Raw genomic sequence first — 20,099 nt, forward strand, 5'->3', positions numbered from 1 at the left:
CAGTTTCATCCATAGTATCGTCCTGTCATATTTCGGACTTATACTGTTCCGGCTCCACCGATTCACCAGCCTAATCACACTGCATATGAATTTCCAACGAACACAACGTCGCGCCCGCGGCTTCACCCTGGTCGAGATCATGGTCGTCGTGGTCATCATCGGCATCCTCGGCGCCCTGGTCGTGCCTAAATTGCTGGGCCGCACGGGAGAATCGCGCGTCACTGCCGCCAAGGTCGACATCGCCACCATGATGCAGGCCCTCAAGCTGTACAAGCTCGACAACCAGCGCTATCCAACCACCGAGCAGGGACTGAACGCGCTGATCGCCAAGCCGACCTCCGGCCCGGCCGCCAACGGCTGGAAAGAAGGCGGCTACATCGAGAAGCTGCCGAAGGATCCGTGGGGCAACCCCTACCAATACCTGTCGCCGGGTGTGAAAGGCGAGATCGACGTGTTCTCCTACGGCGCCGACGGCCAGCCGGGTGGCAACGGCGAGGACGCCGATGTCGGTTCCTGGCACTAAGTAATTTTTCCCATGCCGGCCTGGCGCGCGCGGGGCTTGTCCTCCGGCTTCACCCTGGTGGAGCTGCTGGTCGTGATGGTCATCATTGGCATCACGCTGGGACTGGCTACGCTGAACGCTCTCCCGAGTCCACGCCAGGACCTCGAGAACGAGGCCAAGCGCATCGCGCTGCTGCTGCAGCTGGCGCGCGACGAAGCCATCGTGCGCAACCGCCTGGTTGCGTTCGAGGCCAACGGCGAGCGCTACCGCTTCATGGTGCGCGGCGATACCGGCTGGGAGCCGGTCACGCGCGACGACTTGCTGCGCGAGCGCAGCTTCAAGAATCCGCCGCTGCGGCTGGTGCTCGAACCGTCCGGAAGTGGAGCTGGAAGCGGCGGCCCGGACATGCTGCGCATCACCTTCGGCCGCGAACCGGTCGACCGTCCCTTCGTGCTGACGCTGGCCTCGGGCGCCAATGCGGTCGCGATCCGCGCCGACGGCGTCGGCCACTTTACCGTCGAATGACGCCGAGGACCATGATGCTGTCTCGCAGAGGCTCCGGATTCACCCTGCTCGAAGTGCTGGTGGCGCTGGTCATCGTCGGCACCGCGCTGGCCGCCGGCCTGCGCGCGGTGGGCAGCCTGACGACCAACAGCGCCGGCCTGCGCGCCTCGATGATGGCGACCTGGTCGGCCGAGAACCGGCTGGTGCAGATCCGCCTGGGCCGCGAGTTCCCCGAGATCGGCAAGCGCAGCTTTCCCTGCCCGCAAGGCGACCTGAACCTGATGTGTGAAGAAGAAGTGCTGGTCAGTCCCAACCCGCTGTTGCGCAGGATCGAAGTCTCGGTGTTCGACGCCGACAACCCGGGGCGCCGCATTGTCAAACTCATCCAACTGGTTTTGAGGCCTTCCCCGATATGAGCGCCAGGTCGCGGCATGCAGGCTTCACGCTGGTCGAACTCCTGGTGGCGATCGGCATCCTGGCCATGGTGGCCGTGCTCGGCTGGCGCGGGCTGGACGGCATCGTGCGCGCGCGCGTGGCGCTCACGCACGAAATGGAAATCACGCGCGGCATGCAGCTGGCCTTCGCCCAGATGCAGAACGATTGCGAGAACGCGGCCGGCAACGACATCATGCGCGGCCGTCCGGCCTTGCTGTGGGATGCCGACCGCCTGACCCTGGTGCGCAAGGTGTTTGTCGAACACGAGCCGTCGCGCCTGCAGGTGATCAGCTACCGCGTGGTCAATGGCCAGCTGATGCGGCGCGAGTCGCCCGGCACGCGCGACCTCGACCAGATCGCCCAGCTGTGGCAGGCGATCGCATCCGATGCGCCGGCAGAGAATTCGCCGTCGGTTGCGCTGCAGGTCGGCGTGACCGGCATGCAGGTGCAAGGCTGGCAAAACAATGCCTGGCGTAATGAACCGACCGCGGTCGGTGGTAATGGCGAGCAGCAATCCCCGCCGCTCGATCCGTCCCTGGGCCCGGCCCGCTCGCGCGAGCCCACCGGCGTGCAGGTGGCGCTCACCGTGCAGGGCCTGGGCCAGCCGATGGTCAAGTCCTTCCTGCTGGGAGGCACTTGATGCGTCTGTTGAGCCATCCACGCCGCCAGCGCGGCGTTGCCGTGGTCACGGCGCTGCTGCTGACCACGCTGGCGATCTCGATCGTCGCCAGCCTGTTCTGGCAGCAGCAGGTGCAGGTGCGCTCGATGGAAAACCAGCGCCTGCAGCTGCAGACCAAATGGATCCAGCGCGGCGCCCTCGACTGGTCCAGCGTGATCCTGCGCCAGCCCTTCGGCGGCCGCATCTCGCTCGAGCAGATATGGGCCACGCCGCTGGCCGAGACCCGGCTCGACCAGTACATCGAACGCGAGCGGGTCCAGGGAGAAAATTTCAATGCATCCCTGTCGGGTCAGGTATACGACGCCACGGCGCGATACAATCTGAACAACCTGGCGGCGGGCGGCAAGCGCGATCCCGTAGAGACCGAGGTGCTCGGCCGCCTGCTGACCAATGTGCGGCAAGAGCCGCGGCTGGCGCGGCCGATCGCCGATTTCGTCGCCGCCGGCCAGGCGCTGACAGTGGATATGGACGAGCCGGACAAGACCGCGCAGACGCCGCGCAAGGGCAACCCGATGCCGGTGCTGCGGGTGGACGACCTGCTGGCGGTGCCGGGCGTCAAGCCCGAAACGGTCGAGGCCTTGCGCCCGTTCGTGATCGTGCTGCCAGCGCAAGGGACGACGGTGAACGTGAACACGGCGCCGACCGAAGTGCTGGCGGCGGTCTTGTCCGGCTGTTCGGTCTCGCAGACCAATGCCCTGGTCGAGCAGCGCAAGCGGGTGCCATGGAACGACGTCCAGCAGTTTTTGAGCGAAGTGCAATGTAGGGATGAAGCGGTGGCACAGCCAAAGATCAGCATCACCAGCAACTATTTCCTGGTGCAGAGCCGCATCCGGCTGGATCGCGCGGCGCTGGACGCGGAGTCGCTGGTGCAGAAAGGCAGCCTGGCCAACCTGGGCGCCGCCGGTGGTGTGAGCGTGATCTGGACCCGCCAGAATTAGAAGAAAGCGAGACGGTTTGACTACTCTTTATATCCGGCATCCGGCCAGGAGCGAAGGCGAAGGCGCTTTATGCCGGTTCGCGCTGGTCGGCGACAACGGCGCCATCGGACAGCAGGGCGAAGGCGTGCTGCGCAACCTGGGCGACGTGGTCGCGGCCAGCCGGCGCGTGGTGCTGATCCTGGCCGCCAGCGACGTCACCCTGCTGGCGGTGCAAGCGCCGCCGCTGGCCGGCGCACGCCTGCGCGCGGCGCTGCCGGCCCTGGTCGAAGAATACATCCTGGGCGACCCGCTCGATTGCGTGCTGGTGGCCGGTCCGGCCATGGCCGACGGCCGCCGTCCGGTGGCCGTGGTGCAGCAGGCCTGGCTCGAGCCGCTGGTGCGTAAACTCCTGGACATGGGCGCGCGCGCGGTGGTGGCCGTGCCCGAACAATTGTGCCTGCCCCTGCACCCAGGCAGCGTCAGCGCCGCCTTCGGCAAGGGCGAGCTGATCCTGCGCCAGAGCCAGTATGAAGGCCTCGGCCTGGCGCTCGACGGCAGCCCGGTGGTGGCCCTGCAGACGGCGCGCGCGCTGGCGGGCGACGCGCCGCTGGTGCTGTACGTCGAGCACGAGCAGATGGGCGAATACCAGGCACTGCTGGCCGAGGCCGGCCCCGGCGTCACCCTCGAGAGCGACAATTGGGCGCACTGGATCGCCGGCGCGCGGGGCAGCAACAACGGCGGCGCCGTCGGCCCCGTGCTCGACCTGGTGCCCGGCCTGGGCACGGCTGGCGTGGCCCGGCGCGACTGGCGCCGCTGGCGCTGGCCGATCCGGCTCGCCCTGGCGGCGCTGGTGGTCAACGTCATCGGCCTGAACGTCGAGTGGCTGGGCCTGAAGCGCGAGGCCGATGCCGTGCGCCAGCAAATGAGCCAGACGTTCCGCTCGGTGTATCCAGGCCAGCCGGCGATCGATCCGGTGGCGCAGATGCAGCAGAACATCGCGCGCGCCAGGGCCGGCAGCGGCGAGGTGGGCGGCGATGAATTCACCTTCATGGCGGCCGCCTTCGGCGAAGCCCTTGGCGGCCTCGGCGTGCGGCCTGCGATTGCATCAATGGAGTATCGCGAACGCGCCCTCACGGTGCGCGTCAAACCTGAATCCGCCAACCCCGGCGTCGCAGACCAGCTGCGTCCGGCCCTGGCGGCACGCCACCTCAGCCTGGAAGCGCCCGACGCCAACACCTGGTTGATCCGCAGCAGTGGCGCCTCGCAATCTGGAGTCACGCAATCGGGGGGCATGCAATGAATATCGCCGGCAAAATCAGCGGCCTGCGCGAACGCGCAACCGCCTACTGGATCGCGCGCACCGAGCAGGAACGCAAATTCCTGATCGTCGGCGGCGCCGTGGCCGCGCTGGCGCTGTTCTACCTGGTCCTGCTCGAGCCCGCGCTCGAAGGCCGCGAACAATTGCGCCAGTCCTTGCCCGAACTGCGCCAGCAGGCGGCCCAGCTCGAGACCCTGGCCGGCGAAGCCCGGGCCGCGGCCAGCGAGCCGGCGCCGGCCGTCGCGCCGGTCACGAACGAGTCGCTCGGCGCCAGCATGGCGGCGCGCGGCCTCAAGCCGACCTCGCTGTCGGTGAGCGGCGAATACACCAAGGTTCAGCTCAACAATGTTTCCTTTGCCAACCTGATGGCCTGGCTCGACGCCCAGCGGCGCGAGAGCCGCCTGATGGTGCAAGACGCTCAATTCAGCGCCCAGACCGCGCTGGGCCAGGTCGACGCCACGCTCACGCTGCGCCAGCGAAGCGATCCGGCTTCATGAGGCGGGCGCTGACGTGGGGCTTGCTGGTCATCCTGGCGGTAGTGGCGACGGTGCTGGCTTTCCTGCCGGCGGCCTGGCTCGGCCCGATGGTCGAGCGCCAGACCGGCGGTCGATTGACGCTGGGGGATGCGCAGGGTACGCTTTGGCGCGGCTCAGCCTTTATCGGCGGGGCGCCGGGGCCGGGCGGGGCGGTCACGCCTTTGCTGCCGGGCCGTTTTTCCTGGACCTTGTCGCCGCTGGTGGTGCTGGGCCAGGTCAGCATGAGCCTGGAAAATCCCCAGGCGCTGTCCAACCCGGTGCGGGTCGAAGGCAGCTGGTCGCGCTGGCAGGTCAATGCCGGCGAGCTGCTGCTGCCGGCCGAAGGGCTGTCAGGCCTGGGCGCGCCGCTCAATACGCTGGCGCCGAGCGGCTGCATCCGGCTGTCCTGGAACGCGCTCGATCTGCTGCGCCAGCAGAACACCGTGACGGTGCAGGGGCGCACCGTCCTGTCGATGAGCGATATGGGTTCGCGCATGTCGCCCATCAAGCCGCTTGGCAGTTATGAAATGATCATGGACTGGCGTGGACCGCAGGCCGATTTGACCCTGCGCACCGTGCGTGGCGCTTTGCTGCTGTCGGGTGCGGGTGTACTGCAAAATGGACGCCTGCGCTTTTCGGGCCAGGCCAGCGCCGCCGATGGCTATGAGGACCAGCTGGGGACCATGTTGAACCTGCTGGGACAGCGCCGGATGGTGAACGGCAAAAACGTAATCGCACTCGAGTTCAGATAATGAAGAAAACAGACCGCTCCACCTCCGCGCACCTCGACCTGTCGGCCCTGCAGTTGCCGGCCCTGCAGTTGCGGGCCCAGCGCTTGGCCGCAGGCGCCATGCTGTGCTGCGCCGCCACCATGATCGCGCTGCCGCTGCCCGCGCTGGCGCAAGAAAGCGCGAACGCCGCTGCCTTGAGCTTCGTCAATGCCGACATCGAGTCGGTGATCAAGGCCATCGGTCACTACACCGGCATGACCTTCATCATCGACCCGCGGGTCAAGGGAACGCTCACCCTGGTGTCCGAGAAATCGCTGAGCAAGTCCGAAGCCTTCGGCCTGCTCACCTCGACCCTGCGCCTGCAGGGCTTCGCGGTGGTCACCAGCGGCGACGGCTACGCCAAGGTTGTGCCCGAGGCCGAGGCCAAGCTGCAGTCCTCGCCGACCCAGGTCGGCGGCGTGCGCTCCAGCAAGGCCACCGGCGACCAGATCGCGACCCAGGTGTTTTATCTGTCCTACGAGTCGGCCGCCAACCTCACCGCCGTGCTGCGCCCGCTGATTTCGCCCAATAACTCCATCATGGCGAACCCGGGCAACAACACGCTGGTCGTCACCGACTACGCCGACAACCTGCGCCGCCTGGCGCGCATTATCGCCGCGCTCGACGCGCCGGTGGCGGCCGACCTCGACGTGGTCCCGATCCGCAACGCGATCGCCAGCGACATCGCCACGCTCGTCACGCGACTGATGGAACCGGCGGCCGGCGGCGATTCGGGCCGGGTCACGGTGCTGGCCGATCCGCGCACCAACTCGGTCGTGATCCGCGCGCCGTCGCAGGCGCGCGCCAACCTGGCCAAGAGCCTGATCGCCCGCCTCGATCAAGAGAGCTCAAGCAAGGGCAATATCCACGTGGTCTACCTCAAGAACGCGGAAGCCACGCGCGTGGCCCAGACCCTGCGTGCCGTGGTCTCGCAAGACTCATCGGCCTTGCAGGTGCAGCAAGGCACCCAGGGCAGCTCGATCACGTCCGGCACCGGCAGCCAGGCGGGCCAGGGTGGGCAGGGCGGCCTCGGCGGCGGTCAGCAGGGCCTGCAGGGCGGCACCAGCATCGGCGGCGCCAGCAACACCTTCGGCCAGCAGGGCCAGCAAGGCGCCCAGGGCAGCGGCGGCGGCCAGGGCTCGGGCTTCATCCAGGCCGACGCCTCGACCAACAGCCTGATCATCACCGCGCCGGACGCGGTGTACCGCAACCTGCGCTCCGTGATCGACCAGCTCGACGTGCGCCGGGCCCAGGTCTACATCGAGGCGCTGGTGGTCGAAGTCACCTCCAACAAAGCCTCCGAATTCGGCGTGCAGTGGGTCGGCGCCACCGGCGACTCCGACAGCAAATACCGCTTCGGCGGCCTGCAGAACTTCACCGGCGGCGGCTCGGGCAACAGCATCGTCAACCTGGCGCTGGCGGCGGCCCAGGGTACGAGCGGCGGCACCGGCGCTACCGCAGTGCCGAGCCTGCCGACCGGCCTGACCTTCGGCCTGTTCCGCCAGGTGGGCGGCGAACTGGGCCTGGGCGCGGTGGCGCGTGCGCTGGAAACCGACGGCAACGCCAACATCCTGTCGACGCCAAACATGATCACGCTCGACAACGAGCTGGCGACCATCAAGGTCGGCCAGAACGTGCCGATCATCACCGGTTCGTTCGCGACCAACAGCACCACCGGCGGCGGCAACCCGTTCCAGACCGTCGACCGGCAAGACGTGGGCCTGCTGCTGCGCGTGCGGCCGCAGATCTCGGAAGGCGGTACCATCAAGATGGCGATCTACCACGAGAATTCGAGCGTGGACGCCTCGACCCGCAATGCCGAATCGGGCCTGACCACCAACGTGCGCGCGATCGAGAGCAATGTCCTGGCCGACGACGGCCAGATCATCGTGCTCGGCGGCCTGATCGAGGACAGCGAGGGCGATGGCGAAGAGAAAGTGCGCGGCCTGGGCGACATCCCGGTGATCGGCAACCTGTTCAAGTACCGCACCCGCAGCCGCACCAAGACCAACCTGATGGTGTTCCTGCGGCCGGTGGTGGTGCGCAGCAAGGAAGCCTCGAATTCGATCGCGATGGACCGCTACGACTACATGCGCGCGGCCGGCGCCGCCGCCCAGCTCGAATCGACGCCGCTGCTGCGCGACCTCGGCGCGCCGCAACTGCCGCCGCTGGTGAGCGGTCAGCCGCCGGCCGGTGGCGGCATGGCGACCGTGCCGGTGCAGCGCCAGCCGGCGCCGAACGCGGCGCCGGGCGCATCCAACGATGGCGCGGCATCCCGCCATCAAGGAACCGCGCCGGGGGCGGGCGTGTCTGAGCCAGGATCGGGCGCGGTCATGCCCGGCGCGGCAGTGCCAAGCGCGCCAAGCCGTCCGGTGCAGCAACCGAACTGAGAGTAAATCATGAACAATCTCTTGCCCTACGCCTTCGCCCGCGACCACGGCGTGCTGGCGCGCGGTAATGGCGAACCGGGCCAGAGCGTCGAAGTGCTGGTGTCCAGCGCCACCGCGCCCGCCGCCATCGCCGAGGTGTCGCGCCGTTTCGGCCGCATCCAGCTGCGCCGCCTCGATCGCGACGAGCTCGACACGGCCATCGCCGGCGCCTATGCCGGCGGCGGCGGCGATGCGTCGCAGGTGGTCGACGAATTCGACGCCGACCTCGACCTGACCAAATTGCTGCAGGACGTGCCGGCCATCGAAGACCTGCTCGAATCGTCCGACGATGCGCCGGTGATCCGCATGATCAATGCGCTGCTCACGCAATCGCTGCGCGAAGGCGCGTCCGACATCCACATCGAACCGTTCGAACAGACCTCGGTGGTGCGTTTTCGCATCGACGGCGCGCTGCGCGACATCGTGCGCCCCAAGAAGGCGATCCACGCCTCGCTGATCTCGCGTATCAAGATCATGTCGCAGCTCGACATCGCCGAGAAACGCCTGCCGCAGGACGGCCGCATCACCCTGCGCGTGGGCGGTAAACCAGTCGACGTGCGCGTCTCGACCCTGCCGACGGGCCACGGCGAACGCGCCGTGCTGCGTCTGCTCGATAAAGAAGCGGGGCGCCTCGACCTGTCGCACCTGGGCATGGCCGAAGACATGCTGCCGCAGTTCGACCGACTGATCAACCAGCCGCACGGGATCGTGCTGGTGACCGGCCCGACCGGCTCCGGCAAGACCACCACCCTGTACGCGGCGCTGTCGCGCCTGAACGCGTCCACCACCAATATCATGACGGTGGAAGACCCGATCGAGTACGACCTGAACGGCGTCGGCCAAACGCAAGTCAATGCCCGCATCGACATGACGTTCGCCAAAGCGCTGCGCGCCATCCTGCGCCAGGACCCCGACGTCATCATGATCGGCGAGATCCGCGACCTGGAAACGGCGCAGATCGCGGTGCAGGCTTCGCTCACGGGCCACCTGGTGCTGGCCACCCTGCACACCAATGACGCCGCCTCGGCGGTGACGCGTTTGCTGGACATGGGCATCGAACCGTTCCTGCTGTCCTCGTCGCTGCTGGGCGTGATGGCCCAGCGCCTGGTGCGCAAGCTCTGCTCGCAATGCAAGACCTTCGACGGTTCCACCTGGCATGCGGTCGGCTGCGAGCGCTGCGGCCACACGGGCTACCACGGCCGGGTCGGCGTCTACGAACTGCTCGAGACCACCGAGAAGATCCGCTCGCAGATCCACAACCGCGCCTCCGAAGCCGAGATCCGCGATACCGCGCTGGCGACCGGCATGAAGACCATGCGCGACGACGGCGAGCGCTGGCTGGCGGACGGCACCACCACGCGCGCCGAGCTGGTGCGGGTGACGAAGGATTAAGATGCGGACCAGGATGGGAATCGCGAGGATGGGAACTGACTGATGCCGGCATTTCGCTACGAAGCCGTTGACGCCGGCGGCGCCACCCGCAAGGGCGTGGTCAACGCCGATAGCCCGCGCGCGGCGCGCGCCGACCTGCGCACGCAAGGCCTGACGCCGTTGAGCGTCGAGGCCATTAGCGCCCAGGTCGACGCCTCGGGCGTCACCCGCGCGCGCAGTATCGGCGAGCGCCTGTCGCAGAACGAGCTGGCCCTGTTCACGCGCCAGCTGGCCAGCCTGCTGGAGGCCGGCCTGCCGCTCGAGCAAGCCTTCACCGCGCTGCTGGAGCAGGCCGAGCGCGCCTATATGCGCGACCTGATCGCCTCGATCCGTTCCGAAGTCATCGGCGGCTCATCATTTTCCACCGCGCTATCGCACCACCCGCGTGACTTCGCCGAGATCTACCGCGCGCTGGTCTCCTCGGGCGAGCAGATCGGCCAGCTCGCGCGCGTGCTGTCGCGCCTGGCCGACTACATCGAACGCCGCAATGCCCTGGTGCAGAAGGTGCGGCTGGCGTTTACCTATCCGGCGATCGTGACCGTGGTCGCGTTCGCGATCGTGATCTTCCTGCTCACCTATGTGGTGCCGCAGATCGTCTCGGTGTTCGCCAACACCAAGCAAAAGTTACCGTTCCTCACGGTGGTCATGCTGGCCGTGTCCGACTTCGTGCGCGCCTACGGCATCTATTGCGCGATCCTGATCGGCGGCGCGTTCTGGCTGTGGCGGCGCGCGCTGCGCAATCCCGACCTCAAGCGGCGCTGGCATACCTGGCTGCTGACGGCCCCGATCTACGGCAAGTTCGAGCGCAGCCTCAATACGGCGCGATTCGCCAGCACCCTGGCGATCACCACCGGCTCCGGCGTGCCCATCCTGCGCGCGCTCGACACCAGCCGCGAGACCCTGTCCAATGTGGCGATGGCCGAGCTGGTCGAGCAGGCCACGGCCAGCGTCCGCGAAGGCGTGAGCCTGGCGCGCGCACTGTCGGCGCAAAAACATTTTCCGCCGATGCTGGTGCACATGATCCGCGCCGGCGAGATCACCGGCGAACTGCCGGCCATGCTCGAGCGCGCCGCCAATTCGCAGCAGGCCGACCTCGAACGCCGCACGCTCACCATCGCCGGCCTGCTCGAACCGGTGCTGATCCTGGCCATGGGCCTGGTCGTGCTGCTGATCGTGCTGGCGGTGCTGATGCCGATCATCGAAATCAACCAGCTGGTGCAGTAAAACAATGGCAGTCAATAATATGAACAAGCGTTTGCCTCTTCTTCTCAGCCTGCTGGCCCTGATCCTGCTGGCGGCCTCGATTGCCTACTGGGTGCTGCAGCTGTACAAGCCGGAGCAGCGGCCGCTGGCGGCGGCGCCGGTCGCCACCCAGCCCCCGCCGAGCCCGGAGGCCGCGGCGACCCTGTTCGGCGGCCAGCCGACGGCGGTGATTTCCAATTTCCAGCTCACCGGCGTGGTGTCGGCCGGCGCCAATAGCGCGGTCATCCTGGTGGCCGACGGCCAGCCGCCGAAGGCGGTGCGCATCGGCCGCGAGATCGCGCCGGGCGTGACCGTGGCCGAAGTGCACCGGCGCTACGTGATGTTGTCGGATGGCGGCGTGATGAAGCGGGTGGAGCTGGCGGCCGATACGGGCCAGTCGACGGCGATCATGCCGCCGGAGCCGCGCATGCAGCAGCAAATGCAGCAGCAGATGCCGCAACCGATGACTGCGGCGCCCGCCGTGGAACCGCAGACCGCGCCGGGCGTGGTCAACCCGCCGCCCACCATGCGCAGCGTGCCGCCACCGGGCGGCGGTCCGCAGGGCACGCCCACCACGCCGGAGAATGCGCAAGTGCCGCAAGAGCAGCAGGCGCCGCAAGACCAGCAGGCGCCGCAAGAGCCGCAGGATCCGCCGCCGGAGCAGGGCGACCCGACGCAGCAGAGCCGCAATGTGCAGATGCCGCCGAATGCCCCGCCGATGAACCAGACCCAGCAGCCGATTACCCAGTAAGCAGGCCGTTAACGCCTCTTCACCACACCGAGCCCATCAGCGTCGCAGCGCGGTAAATGCCGCCAGTTCCCACGACCTGAACCCCAGCAGCAAGGTATAGCCCTCGCGTTCGCCGGCCGGCAGGCGCCGGTCGTTCAGGTGCAGCCGCGCCAGTTCCGCCGCCAGTTGCTCGATCTTGAGCGACAACTCTTTTGCGCTGGCAGGCGACAGCCGCGCCGGCAGGCACATCAGCGTCTCGCCCGCCCCGTCGAAGTGTCCGGCAAAATAATCCTCCACCACGTGTTCGCGGAAGAAGTGCTGCACCGGCCCATCCGGCAGCCAGCGGAATGCGTTCGACACCCGCAACTGGTAACGGTTCAGCGGCTTGAGTTCGATCAGTCCAAGCCGGTCGAGCTCGGCGAGCAGGGTGATGCACTCGGCCTCGCTCAGCTTGTAGGTGTCGATGACCTGTTCCACGTTCCAGTGGCCGAGGCAGCAGATCGCCATCAGCAGCAGGCGCGGATTGGCCACCAGCGAGCGCTCCTGCGGAAGGCTCAGGGCATCGAGCTGGGGCCGGGTGTCGAGCGCGCCACGCAGCAATTCTTCCAGCGGTATGCCGGTCGCCTGGCAGATCTCGGCCAGCCGCGACAACGCCATATCCTTCTGGCCAAACATGCGTTTCACGCTCGATTCGCTCACGCCAATGCGATCGGCCAGCAGCTTGTAGGTGACGCCGGCCGCGCGCAGGCGGGCGCGCAGAGCGTCGAGGATCAGGTCGGGTGAGCTCATAAAATCCGTGATGAATGACGACGGATGACTCTAACGTTGAATAAGGATGTGAACAAGACGTAAGCGACGAATGGCATCCAGGGCCGACGAATAGCTGGAGCAGGGTGGAGCACAGGATTGTGATTCCTGACGTCGTGGCTGTACAACCCTCAGCCGCCGGAGGTCCCTGTCGAGCAAGTTTTTGCTTAGGGAGCTTGGCGACTACGCGTGTTCTGTTTCCTCAGCAATCATTGCCAAGGCTGCGCGCGAAATGAAGCCGCTGCGCGTTTCGTGCCTCGCTTCTGCAAAGCTATCGATCTTTTTCAACACGAAACGCGGGATGGAAATATTGATTCTCTCCGGCTTGGAGTCGAATTTGGATGCGTCGATATCGACCAAGGCCCAGATCGCCCCCAAAAACTCTTCATTCGATACAAGATCCTGAATCTTCGAGGTCTTGAATCTCAGGGTTTCCCCACTTTCCGCCAACACCTCGTAATGGCTGTAGATCGCTTCGCGGGCGTTCTTGATTGCTTCGTCAACCGTATCGCCCCAGGAATAGCACCCCGGAAGATCAGGAACCGTCACGCCATAAACGCTATTCTCATCCTTGTGAATTGCGATCGGCATTTCCATTTTGAATCCCATCATATGAAGGTCACGAAGGCCGGACTATCTTAACCCGGCTTTTTTGAGAATGCTGTTCACCGTTCAATCGGTAAATCTTTCTTCGGGTGAGGCACCGTGAGTATCATCGTATGTTCGGGGTGCTTGAAGATGTGATGGCTTCCTGCCACACGAACTTCTCGCCATCCTGCAGCTGTGAGCATCCGAATCAAGGTTCTGGAATCCATCAGGATTCTCCTTGCCCTCGTCTTGGTGTGTGTAATTTCACACACAAACTAAACACCATGTGTAGTTGTGTGTAAAAAAAGCGGACACCGAAGTGTCCGCAAGGAGAAGTTCTTGATCGGGCTGGCGCAGGCTCAGTCGTCCTCGTCCGCCACCAGCTTGGCCTTCCTGAGCGCCTGCTTGGCCTCATGCCGTTCGCTCGACAGCGGCTTGGCATGCGGCCCGGCCGCGCGCGCCTTGGCCAGCGCCGCAAGCGGATTGCGCGGCTTGCCGAACTGCTGCGAGGGCAGGGCGCGCAGGCGCATTTTTTGCCGTGTCGCCAATGCCTTGTTCGCCATGCGGGCCTCCGCCAGGATCGTTACAACACGTAGCGCGACAAGTCTTCGTTGACCGCCAGCGCGTCGAGCCGCTCATTGACATAGGCCGCGTCGATCCGCACCACCTGGTCTTTTTCGGACCCGGCGCTGAACGAAATTTCTTCCAGCAGCTTTTCCATCACCGTGTACAGGCGGCGCGCGCCGATGTTCTCGGTGCGCTCGTTGACCGAGAACGCGATCTCGGCCAGGCGGTGGATGCCTTCGTCCACGAACTCGATCTTGACGCCCTCGGTCGCCAGCAGCGCCTCGTATTGCTTGGTCAGGCTGGCGTGGGTCGAGGTCAGGATGCTCTTGAAGTCGTCGATCGACAGCGATTCGAGTTCGACGCGGATCGGGAAGCGGCCCTGCAGTTCCGGGATCAGGTCCGATGGCTTGGCCAGGTGGAACGCGCCGGAGGCGATGAACAGGATGTGGTCGGTCTTGATCATGCCGTACTTGGTGTTCACCGTCGTGCCCTCGACCAGCGGCAACAGGTCGCGCTGCACGCCGGCGCGCGAGACGTCGGCGCCGCCGTTCTCGGAGCGGGTCGCGATCTTGTCGATCTCGTCCAGGAACACGATGCCGTTCTGCTCGACGTTGGCGATCGCCTTCTGCTTGAGTTCGTCCTCGTTGAGCAGCTTGCCCGCTTCTTCGTCGACCAGGAATTTCATCGCGTCCTTGATCTTGAGCTTGCGCGGCTTCTTGCGCGCATTGCCCACGCCGGCGAACATCGACTTGATCTGCTCGGTCATTTCTTCCATGCCCGGCGGCGCCATGATTTCCATCTGCGGTGCGGCGTCAAGCACTTCGATCTCGATCTCGCGGTCGTCGAGCGCCCCTTCGCGCAGGCGTTTGCGGAAGGTCTGGCGCGTGGCTTCGCCTTCCTTCGAATCGGCCGCGCCGTTGCTGGTGTTGAAGCCGAAGTCGCGCGCCGGCGGCACCAGGATGTCGATGATGCGGTCTTCGGCCGCGTCCTCGGCGCGCTGGCGCACCTTCTTGGCTTCGCTGGCGCGGGTCTGCTTGACGCCGATGTCGATCAGGTCGCGGATGATGGTGTCGACGTCGCGGCCGACATAGCCCACCTCGGTGAACTTGGTCGCTTCGATCTTGATGAAGGGCGCGTCGGCCAGCTTGGCCAGGCGGCGCGCGATCTCGGTCTTGCCGACGCCGGTCGGGCCGATCATGAGGATGTTCTTGGGCGTGATCTCGTGGCGCAGCGTCTCTTCGACCTGCTGGCGCCGCCAGCGGTTGCGCAGGGCGATCGCGACCGCCTTCTTGGCCTTGCCCTGGCCGACCACGTGCTTGTCGAGTTCGGAGACGATTTCCGGTGGGGTCATGTTCATGATGCTGCTCATATCAGTCCAGGGTCTCGATGATGTGGGACATATTCGTGTAGATGCACAGCTCACCGGCGATGGTCAGCGCCTTCTTGACGACTTCGCTTGGGGCCATGTCGGTGTTCTCGTACAGCGCCTTGGCGGCGGACTGGGCGTAGATGCCGCCCGAACCGATGGCGCCGATGCCGTCTTCCGGCTCCAGCACGTCGCCGTTGCCGGTGATGATCAGGGTCGACTCGCGGTCGGCCACCAGCAGCATCGCTTCCAGGCGGCGCAGCACACGGTCGGTGCGCCAGTCCTTGGCCAGCTCGACCGAAGCGCGCAGCAGGTTGCCCTGGTGTTTTTCCAGCTTGCCTTCGAAGCGGTCCAGCAGGGTGAACGCGTCGGCGGTGCCGCCCGCAAAGCCGCACAGGACCTTGCCCTGATACAGCTTGCGCACCTTGCGCGCCGAGCCCTTCATGACGACATTGCCCAGCGTGACCTGGCCATCGCCACCCAGCGCGACCTGGTTGCCGCGCCGCACACTGACGATGGTTGTACCGTGAAATTGTTCCATTTTGACCTCGTGATGTTCTAGCCAACAGCAGGTGGGGATCGTGCGTGGGATTGCAAGATTAGCTCAGCCTTAAATGCCCCTGACCAAGTGTGCGCCTGGCGTCAGCAGCGGACTGTACGCTGTCAGTACGCCCACACCATGAACGGCACGCGATGTTTTTCTTCTTTTCCAACAAGCTGGGCTGTCTTGGCTCGATCCTCGTGTCGCTGGTCGTGACCTTGCTGCTGTTGCTGGCCTTTGGCTGGCTCTAAGAACCTATCCCGGTAGGTGGGAGTCGTTCCTGCTGCGCCTGGCAAGCGTGCGCTGCGTTGCTCGTCGTTGCATGGCTAGCCATGCGGCCTCCTCGCGCCTTGCTCACGCTCGCCATGCATCGCCATGAACTTCCCCCACTTACCGGGATAGGTTCTAAGCGCCTGAAAAACGTTAGTAGCGGTGCGGATACAGCCGCACGCCATCGCCCGCCCCGAGCAGGCGCAGCAGGGTGGCGACGAGATGGTTCAGTTCGCGCAGCTCGACCGTGCGGCCGGCGGCGCCGTGCGCATCCAGTCGCGCCAGCAGGCTGCCGGCGCCGGCATAGTCGATGCGCGCCAGCCGCGAGCAATCCAGCACCAAGGTCTCGCGCTCCTGGGCATAGGCATCGATGGCCGCCAGCAAGGCGTCGTCCGGACCGCTCACGACAGCCGGCAACATGAAGCGGTCGCCATGGCCGGGCGCCGGCGCGGCGGTGGACACGCGCAGCGGCGCCTCGAACGAGGGCGGCGACACTTCGTAGGTGACGCAGTAATCCATCGCCGCTTCCTCGAATTGTTTTTCGCGGTGCGTCAATAGCAGCAGCTCGAGCAGCAGCAGCCACGGCGCCGGGCTGGTCGCGCGTTGGCCGATGACCAGCAGCGGACGCAAGGTGTCGAGCAAGGTGTCGGCGCCGGCCAGCACCAGCTCGCGGCCGCCGGTCTGCTGAAGGCGTAATGTTTGCAAGGCCGCCAGCAGGCAGGCCGCGCCGTCGGCATCGATCGCCGTCACCCGGCCGAAGTCCAGGCGCACGACCGGCGCCGTCGCATCCAGCACGCGGGTCAAGCGCGCCGCGACGCCGGCATCGACCGTGGGGCCGAAGGCCTCGACCGCAGCCAGGCCAGGGCCGGGACGGGCCGCATCGGGCGCCGCCGGCAGCGGCTTCCAGGCCGGCGGCGAGGTCTCGAAATGGCTGGCATAGTCGATGGCGATGCTTTCGAAGGCGTCTTCGCGGCCATCCGCCTGGTACAGGTCGAACAGCATCCACCACGGCAGGCGCTCGGTGCGGCCCAGGGTCGGCAGGCAGGCGCGCAGCAACTGTTCGGCAGCGTCCGACTGGCCGTTGGCGTACAGGATGGCGCTTTCGTCGATCGCCGGCGCACTGGCGGGCGCTGCGGTCTGGGATGGAATGTCTTGTTCCTGATGCGCGACGCCAGCGGCCGGGCGCCGCACGCCGCTGCCCCAGGCCGGTTCATCATCGAACATGTCGGAAGCGAAGGCGAGTTCGATCTCGTCGATCTTGGCGGCGGTGGCGCGCGCGATCTCGCGCTGACGTTCGCGCTCGGCCCCGGTGTCCAGGCGCGACGGCTCGCCGCGCAGGCGCGACTCGGGCGGCGGCCAATCGCGCACCCCTGCATCGTCGTTCTTTCTCTTCAGGAAGGAGAAAAGCCCCATGCTCACCGTTGTCAATTAGGCTAGCCGTGCCAGACCATAGCACGAACCTCCGGCCGGTGTGCTGTGCACACGCCGTGCAGGCTAGTGTATCCGATGGGAAACGAGAGGGTATGCATGGCGCGTGAACCGTGCGCGGTTATGCAGAAAACGGACGCGGATACAAAAAAAGCATGCGATACCTCGCATGCTTTTTTTGATGGCTACGGCGATAAATCAGTCGCCGTACAGCTTTTGCTTGAGCTCACGACGCTGCTGGGCTTCCAGCGACAGCGTGGCGGTCGGGCGGGCGATCAGGCGCGGGATGCCGATTGGCTCGCCGGTTTCTTCACACCAGCCGTATTCGCCGCCGTCGATCGACTGGATCGACTGCTGGACCTTCTTGAGCAGCTTGCGTTCGCGATCGCGGGTGCGCAGTTCCAGTGCGTGTTCCTCTTCGATCGTCGCACGGTCGGCCGGATCGGGAACCAGCACGGTCTCGCGCAGGTGTTCCGTGGTTTCGCCGGCGTTTTTCAGCAGTTCCTTCTCGAGTTCCTGCAGGCGGTTCTTGAAGAACGCGAGCTGAGCCGGATTCATGTAGTCGTCATCGCTCATCGCCCGGATCTCTTCTTCCGTCAGGAGGCGATCTTCAGGCTGGGCGGTAGTGGATTTCGTTGTTTTAGTCATGATGCCTTCGATACGACAGAGGTTTTCATTTTATCAGCTTGCCAACAGTTGCACCTAGGAAAGGTGTGCATGAGGCAAGCTGCCTTGATGGCGACCTGGCGCCATCCCTTCTCTGGCCGCGCCGCATATGCAGCAAGGACAGTTCGCTACAGCAGGCTGGCGGCTAGTATATAGCGCACCGGTCAGTCCGGCGAGTCGGTCGCGACAAACTGTCGCAACGGGTCGTCATGCAACCTGAAACAGGCCGGTCAAACCGATACAGTTTATACCAAACATTGTTCAAGTCCGCGGACAAATACGTCTTTTGGTAAATTCTTACCAATAAAGACCATCTTGGTGGCGGGTGTCTCGTTCTCGCCCCATTTCGGTCCCACATCGCTGCCCATGATCTGGTGCACGCCCTGGAACACCACCTTGCGGTCGACGCCCTCCATCCGCAGCACGCCTTTATAGCGCAGCATTTGCGGACCGAATACCTGCACCAGGCTGCCCAGGAATTGTTCCAGGCGTTCCGGGTCAAAGGCGCGCTCGCTCTTGAACACGAAGGCGGCGATGTCGTCGCTGTGGTGGCCGTGGTGATGATCGTGGTTGCAGGCTTCGCCATGTGCATGGTCGTGGCCGCAATGGGCGTGGTCGTGGTCGTGACCGTGCTCATGGTCATGGCCTTCTTCGACTTGCAGGAAGTCCGGATCCAGCTCCAGCTTGTCGTTCAGGTTGAAGCCACGCAGGTCGAGCACGTCCGAGATCGGCGCCCGGCCGAAGTCGCTGGTTGCGATCGGCGCACGCGGATTGATGCGGTGCAGGCGCGCCTTCAGGGCCTCGACGGCGGCGGCATCGACCAGGTCGGTCTTGGACAGCAGGATCTTGTCGGCGAAACCGACCTGGCGCTGGGCTTCCTCGTTCTGGGTCAGCTGGTCCATCGCATGGCGGGCGTCGACCACGGTCACCACGGCGTCGAGCAGGTAGTTGGCGCCCACTTCTTCGTCGACGAAGAAGGTCTGGGCCACGGGGCCGGGGTTGGCCAGACCGGTGGTTTCGATCACCACACGGTCGAACTGGATCTCGCCGGCGGCGCGTTTCTGCGCCAGGCTGGTCAAGGCCACGATCAGGTCGCCGCGTACGGTGCAGCAGATGCAGCCGTTGTTCATCTCGACGATCTGCTCGCTCGAATCCTGTACCAGGATTTCGTTGTCAATATTTTCTTGACCGAATTCGTTTTCAATGACGGCGATGCGCATGCCGTGATCTTCCTGCAGGATGCGGTTGAGCAGGGTCGTCTTGCCCGCGCCGAGGAAGCCGGTCAGGATGGTGCTGGGAATCAGGTCCATTGGTACGCTACTCGTGTTGGGGGTTGGACAAAAGAACCGGGGGATTATGCCGCAATTCTTGCAAGCTCACCATCAAGCGTGTTTGGTGTTGATCGAGTTCAAACCAACCATCGGACAATGTGGCCGGAATGGCGCGCCTACGCCGGCCGTGCGATCACTTGGCCTTGGCGCGCGGATGGGCCGCGTCATACACCTTCGACAGGTGCTGGAAATCGAGCGCCGTGTAAATCTGGGTCGAGGTGATGCTGGCGTGGCCGAGCAATTCCTGCACCGCGCGCAGGTCGCCCGAGGATTGCAGCAGGTGCGAGGCAAAGGAGTGGCGCAGCACGTGCGGGTGCACATGCACCGGGGTGCCGGCGCGCAGCGCATGCTGCTTGAGCCGGTTCTGCACCACGCGCGGCGAGATGCGGGTGTCGCGCGCCGACAGGAACAGGGCGGCGCCGCCGTCGCGCGCGGCAGGCCGCACCGCCAGCCAGGCCGCCAGCGCCTCGCGCGCCGGGCCGCCGACCGGCACCCGGCGCATCTTGTTGCCCTTGCCTGTGACCACCACTTCGCCGGCCTGCAGGTCGAGCCAGCCGAGCGAGGCCGGCTGGCCGGCGCGCGCATCCTGCCAGGCGACGTCGAGGCCGGCCAGTTCCGACACCCGCAAGCCGCTCGAATACAGCAGCTCGAACATGGCGCGGTTGCACAGCTCGAAGGGTTCGGCGTGACCGCGCGTATTTGCATCCATCAATTGCACGGCATCGTCGACGGCCAGCGCCTTGGGCAGGCTCCTGGGGCGTTTCGGGGCATGCACCCCGTCGACCGGATTGGCGGCCAGCGGGGTCTGGTTCGACAGCCAGGCATAGAAGCCGCGCCAGCCGGACAGCTTGCGCGCGATCGTGCGCGCCGACTGGCCGCCCGCATGCAGCCTGGCGGCATAGCGGCGGATATCGACATGGGTCAGCCGGGACCAGTCGTCGTGGCCGGCCAGTGTGGCCAGCTCGGCCAGGTCGCGGCGGTAGGCGTCGACCGTGTGCGGCGACAGCTGGCGCCCGGTAGCCAGTTCGCCCAGGTAGCGCGCGACCCAGTCCATGGCCGCTGG

General features: G+C 65.8%; 22 protein-coding genes. 12 read left to right on the forward strand and 10 right to left on the reverse strand.

Translation table 11 applies throughout. The features are described 5' to 3' along the window. Positions 1-85 precede the first annotated feature (85 nt). Genes gspG through SOM61_RS05895 form a run of 12 tightly spaced genes read left to right on the forward strand, consistent with a single transcriptional unit; the run spans position 86 to position 11,493 of the window. A complete protein-coding gene (gene gspG / locus SOM61_RS05840) occupies positions 86-523 on the forward strand; it encodes a type II secretion system major pseudopilin GspG (protein ID WP_313166910.1) in 438 nt (145 codons plus the stop codon). A gap of 12 nt (positions 524-535) precedes the next feature. Beyond that, complete coding sequence (locus tag SOM61_RS05845; RefSeq protein WP_320473233.1) at positions 536-1,027, forward strand: GspH/FimT family pseudopilin; 492 nt, start codon at positions 536-538, stop codon at positions 1,025-1,027. 14 nt (positions 1,028-1,041) lie between these two features. Further along, a complete protein-coding gene (gene gspI, locus SOM61_RS05850) occupies positions 1,042-1,422 on the forward strand; it encodes a type II secretion system minor pseudopilin GspI (protein ID WP_414674944.1) in 381 nt (126 codons plus the stop codon). Beyond that, positions 1,419-2,081: a PulJ/GspJ family protein gene (locus SOM61_RS05855; RefSeq protein ID WP_320473235.1), complete on the forward strand. Its 663-nt coding sequence runs from the start codon at positions 1,419-1,421 to the stop codon at positions 2,079-2,081. The genes gspI and SOM61_RS05855 overlap by 4 nt, the downstream gene beginning before the upstream one ends. Further along, on the forward strand, positions 2,081-3,058 hold the full coding sequence (gspK, locus tag SOM61_RS05860) for a type II secretion system minor pseudopilin GspK (protein ID WP_320473236.1): 978 nt from the start codon (positions 2,081-2,083) through the stop codon (positions 3,056-3,058). The genes SOM61_RS05855 and gspK overlap by 1 nt, the downstream gene beginning before the upstream one ends. 16 nt (positions 3,059-3,074) lie before the next feature. Then, positions 3,075-4,337, forward strand: coding sequence for a type II secretion system protein GspL (gene gspL, locus SOM61_RS05865; protein ID WP_320473237.1), 1,263 nt, complete (start codon positions 3,075-3,077; stop codon positions 4,335-4,337). After that, positions 4,334-4,852, forward strand: coding sequence for a type II secretion system protein M (locus tag SOM61_RS05870; protein ID WP_320473238.1), 519 nt, complete (start codon positions 4,334-4,336; stop codon positions 4,850-4,852). The genes gspL and SOM61_RS05870 overlap by 4 nt, the downstream gene beginning before the upstream one ends. Next, positions 4,849-5,622, forward strand: coding sequence for a type II secretion system protein N (gspN, locus tag SOM61_RS05875; RefSeq protein ID WP_320473239.1), 774 nt, complete (start codon positions 4,849-4,851; stop codon positions 5,620-5,622). Before SOM61_RS05870 ends, gspN begins: the two co-directional genes overlap by 4 nt. Then, positions 5,622-8,030 carry a type II secretion system secretin GspD gene (gene gspD, locus SOM61_RS05880; protein WP_320473240.1) on the forward strand — a complete coding sequence of 803 codons (2,409 nt, stop codon included), beginning with the start codon at positions 5,622-5,624 and terminating at the stop codon, positions 8,028-8,030. The genes gspN and gspD overlap by 1 nt, the downstream gene beginning before the upstream one ends. A 9-nt stretch (positions 8,031-8,039) precedes the next feature. Continuing rightward, positions 8,040-9,461: a type II secretion system ATPase GspE gene (gene gspE / locus SOM61_RS05885; protein ID WP_320473241.1), complete on the forward strand. Its 1,422-nt coding sequence runs from the start codon at positions 8,040-8,042 to the stop codon at positions 9,459-9,461. A gap of 42 nt (positions 9,462-9,503) precedes the next feature. After that, positions 9,504-10,724: a type II secretion system inner membrane protein GspF gene (gene gspF, locus SOM61_RS05890; protein ID WP_320473242.1), complete on the forward strand. Its 1,221-nt coding sequence runs from the start codon at positions 9,504-9,506 to the stop codon at positions 10,722-10,724. A 19-nt stretch (positions 10,725-10,743) separates the two neighbouring features. After that, positions 10,744-11,493, forward strand: coding sequence for a hypothetical protein (locus SOM61_RS05895; RefSeq protein ID WP_320473243.1), 750 nt, complete (start codon positions 10,744-10,746; stop codon positions 11,491-11,493). Between the two features lie 36 nt (positions 11,494-11,529). On the opposite strand, the gene SOM61_RS05900 is transcribed toward SOM61_RS05895, so the two are convergent. From SOM61_RS05900 to xerC, 10 genes are all read right to left on the reverse strand, one after another. After that, entirely contained in the window at positions 11,530-12,261 is a 732-nt protein-coding gene (locus SOM61_RS05900; protein WP_320473244.1) for a helix-turn-helix domain-containing protein, read from the reverse strand. Positions 12,262-12,462: 201 nt separating this feature from the next. Then, complete coding sequence (locus tag SOM61_RS05905; RefSeq protein WP_320473245.1) at positions 12,463-12,876, reverse strand: type II toxin-antitoxin system HicB family antitoxin; 414 nt, start codon at positions 12,874-12,876, stop codon at positions 12,463-12,465. 68 nt (positions 12,877-12,944) lie between these two features. Next, positions 12,945-13,094 (reverse strand): type II toxin-antitoxin system HicA family toxin, encoded by a 150-nt coding sequence (locus tag SOM61_RS05910; protein WP_414674936.1) that lies wholly within the window; start codon positions 13,092-13,094, stop codon positions 12,945-12,947. Positions 13,095-13,226: 132 nt separating this feature from the next. After that, on the reverse strand, positions 13,227-13,430 hold the full coding sequence (locus SOM61_RS05915) for a hypothetical protein (RefSeq protein ID WP_320473246.1): 204 nt from the start codon (positions 13,428-13,430) through the stop codon (positions 13,227-13,229). Between the two features lie 20 nt (positions 13,431-13,450). Continuing rightward, positions 13,451-14,791 carry an ATP-dependent protease ATPase subunit HslU gene (gene hslU / locus SOM61_RS05920; RefSeq protein ID WP_320473247.1) on the reverse strand — a complete coding sequence of 447 codons (1,341 nt, stop codon included), beginning with the start codon at positions 14,789-14,791 and terminating at the stop codon, positions 13,451-13,453. Between the two features lie 13 nt (positions 14,792-14,804). Then, positions 14,805-15,341 (reverse strand): ATP-dependent protease subunit HslV, encoded by a 537-nt coding sequence (hslV, locus tag SOM61_RS05925; RefSeq protein WP_137172479.1) that lies wholly within the window; start codon positions 15,339-15,341, stop codon positions 14,805-14,807. Between the two features lie 423 nt (positions 15,342-15,764). Further along, positions 15,765-17,024, reverse strand: coding sequence for an STAS domain-containing protein (locus tag SOM61_RS05930; RefSeq protein WP_320473248.1), 1,260 nt, complete (start codon positions 17,022-17,024; stop codon positions 15,765-15,767). 213 nt (positions 17,025-17,237) lie between these two features. Then, positions 17,238-17,687: an RNA polymerase-binding protein DksA gene (gene dksA, locus SOM61_RS05935; protein ID WP_123068270.1), complete on the reverse strand. Its 450-nt coding sequence runs from the start codon at positions 17,685-17,687 to the stop codon at positions 17,238-17,240. 263 nt (positions 17,688-17,950) lie between these two features. Then, positions 17,951-19,015 carry a CobW family GTP-binding protein gene (locus tag SOM61_RS05940; RefSeq protein ID WP_320473249.1) on the reverse strand — a complete coding sequence of 355 codons (1,065 nt, stop codon included), beginning with the start codon at positions 19,013-19,015 and terminating at the stop codon, positions 17,951-17,953. A gap of 154 nt (positions 19,016-19,169) precedes the next feature. Continuing rightward, the gene (xerC, locus tag SOM61_RS05945) at positions 19,170-20,090 is read right to left on the reverse strand and encodes a tyrosine recombinase XerC (protein ID WP_320473250.1); all 921 of its coding nucleotides are present in this window, start codon (positions 20,088-20,090) and stop codon (positions 19,170-19,172) included. Positions 20,091-20,099: the final 9 nt, after the last annotated feature.

The sequence above is a fragment of the Massilia sp. CFBP9012 genome (assembly GCF_034045115.1).
Lineage (GTDB): Bacteria > Pseudomonadota > Gammaproteobacteria > Burkholderiales > Burkholderiaceae_D > Telluria.

Excerpts from the sequence above, each read along its gene's own strand:
- gspG (WP_313166910.1), top strand. The coding sequence starts at position 86 with ATGAATTTCCAACGAACACAACGTCGCGCCCGCGGCTTCACCCTGGTC.
- SOM61_RS05845 (WP_320473233.1), top strand. The coding sequence starts at position 536 with ATGCCGGCCTGGCGCGCGCGGGGCTTGTCCTCCGGCTTCACCCTGGTG.
- gspI (WP_414674944.1), top strand. The coding sequence starts at position 1,042 with ATGCTGTCTCGCAGAGGCTCCGGATTCACCCTGCTCGAAGTGCTGGTG.
- SOM61_RS05855 (WP_320473235.1), top strand. The coding sequence starts at position 1,419 with ATGAGCGCCAGGTCGCGGCATGCAGGCTTCACGCTGGTCGAACTCCTG.
- gspK (WP_320473236.1), top strand. The coding sequence starts at position 2,081 with ATGCGTCTGTTGAGCCATCCACGCCGCCAGCGCGGCGTTGCCGTGGTC.
- SOM61_RS05870 (WP_320473238.1), top strand. The coding sequence starts at position 4,334 with ATGAATATCGCCGGCAAAATCAGCGGCCTGCGCGAACGCGCAACCGCC.
- gspN (WP_320473239.1), top strand. The coding sequence starts at position 4,849 with ATGAGGCGGGCGCTGACGTGGGGCTTGCTGGTCATCCTGGCGGTAGTG.
- gspD (WP_320473240.1), top strand. The coding sequence starts at position 5,622 with ATGAAGAAAACAGACCGCTCCACCTCCGCGCACCTCGACCTGTCGGCC.
- gspE (WP_320473241.1), top strand. The coding sequence starts at position 8,040 with ATGAACAATCTCTTGCCCTACGCCTTCGCCCGCGACCACGGCGTGCTG.
- gspF (WP_320473242.1), top strand. The coding sequence starts at position 9,504 with ATGCCGGCATTTCGCTACGAAGCCGTTGACGCCGGCGGCGCCACCCGC.
- SOM61_RS05895 (WP_320473243.1), top strand. The coding sequence starts at position 10,744 with ATGAACAAGCGTTTGCCTCTTCTTCTCAGCCTGCTGGCCCTGATCCTG.
- SOM61_RS05900 (WP_320473244.1), bottom strand. The coding sequence starts at position 12,261 with ATGAGCTCACCCGACCTGATCCTCGACGCTCTGCGCGCCCGCCTGCGC.
- SOM61_RS05905 (WP_320473245.1), bottom strand. The coding sequence starts at position 12,876 with ATGGAAATGCCGATCGCAATTCACAAGGATGAGAATAGCGTTTATGGC.
- SOM61_RS05910 (WP_414674936.1), bottom strand. The coding sequence starts at position 13,094 with ATGGATTCCAGAACCTTGATTCGGATGCTCACAGCTGCAGGATGGCGA.
- SOM61_RS05915 (WP_320473246.1), bottom strand. The coding sequence starts at position 13,430 with ATGGCGAACAAGGCATTGGCGACACGGCAAAAAATGCGCCTGCGCGCC.
- hslU (WP_320473247.1), bottom strand. The coding sequence starts at position 14,791 with ATGAACATGACCCCACCGGAAATCGTCTCCGAACTCGACAAGCACGTG.
- hslV (WP_137172479.1), bottom strand. The coding sequence starts at position 15,341 with ATGGAACAATTTCACGGTACAACCATCGTCAGTGTGCGGCGCGGCAAC.
- SOM61_RS05930 (WP_320473248.1), bottom strand. The coding sequence starts at position 17,024 with ATGGGGCTTTTCTCCTTCCTGAAGAGAAAGAACGACGATGCAGGGGTG.
- dksA (WP_123068270.1), bottom strand. The coding sequence starts at position 17,687 with ATGACTAAAACAACGAAATCCACTACCGCCCAGCCTGAAGATCGCCTC.
- SOM61_RS05940 (WP_320473249.1), bottom strand. The coding sequence starts at position 19,015 with ATGGACCTGATTCCCAGCACCATCCTGACCGGCTTCCTCGGCGCGGGC.
- xerC (WP_320473250.1), bottom strand. The coding sequence starts at position 20,090 with ATGGACTGGGTCGCGCGCTACCTGGGCGAACTGGCTACCGGGCGCCAG.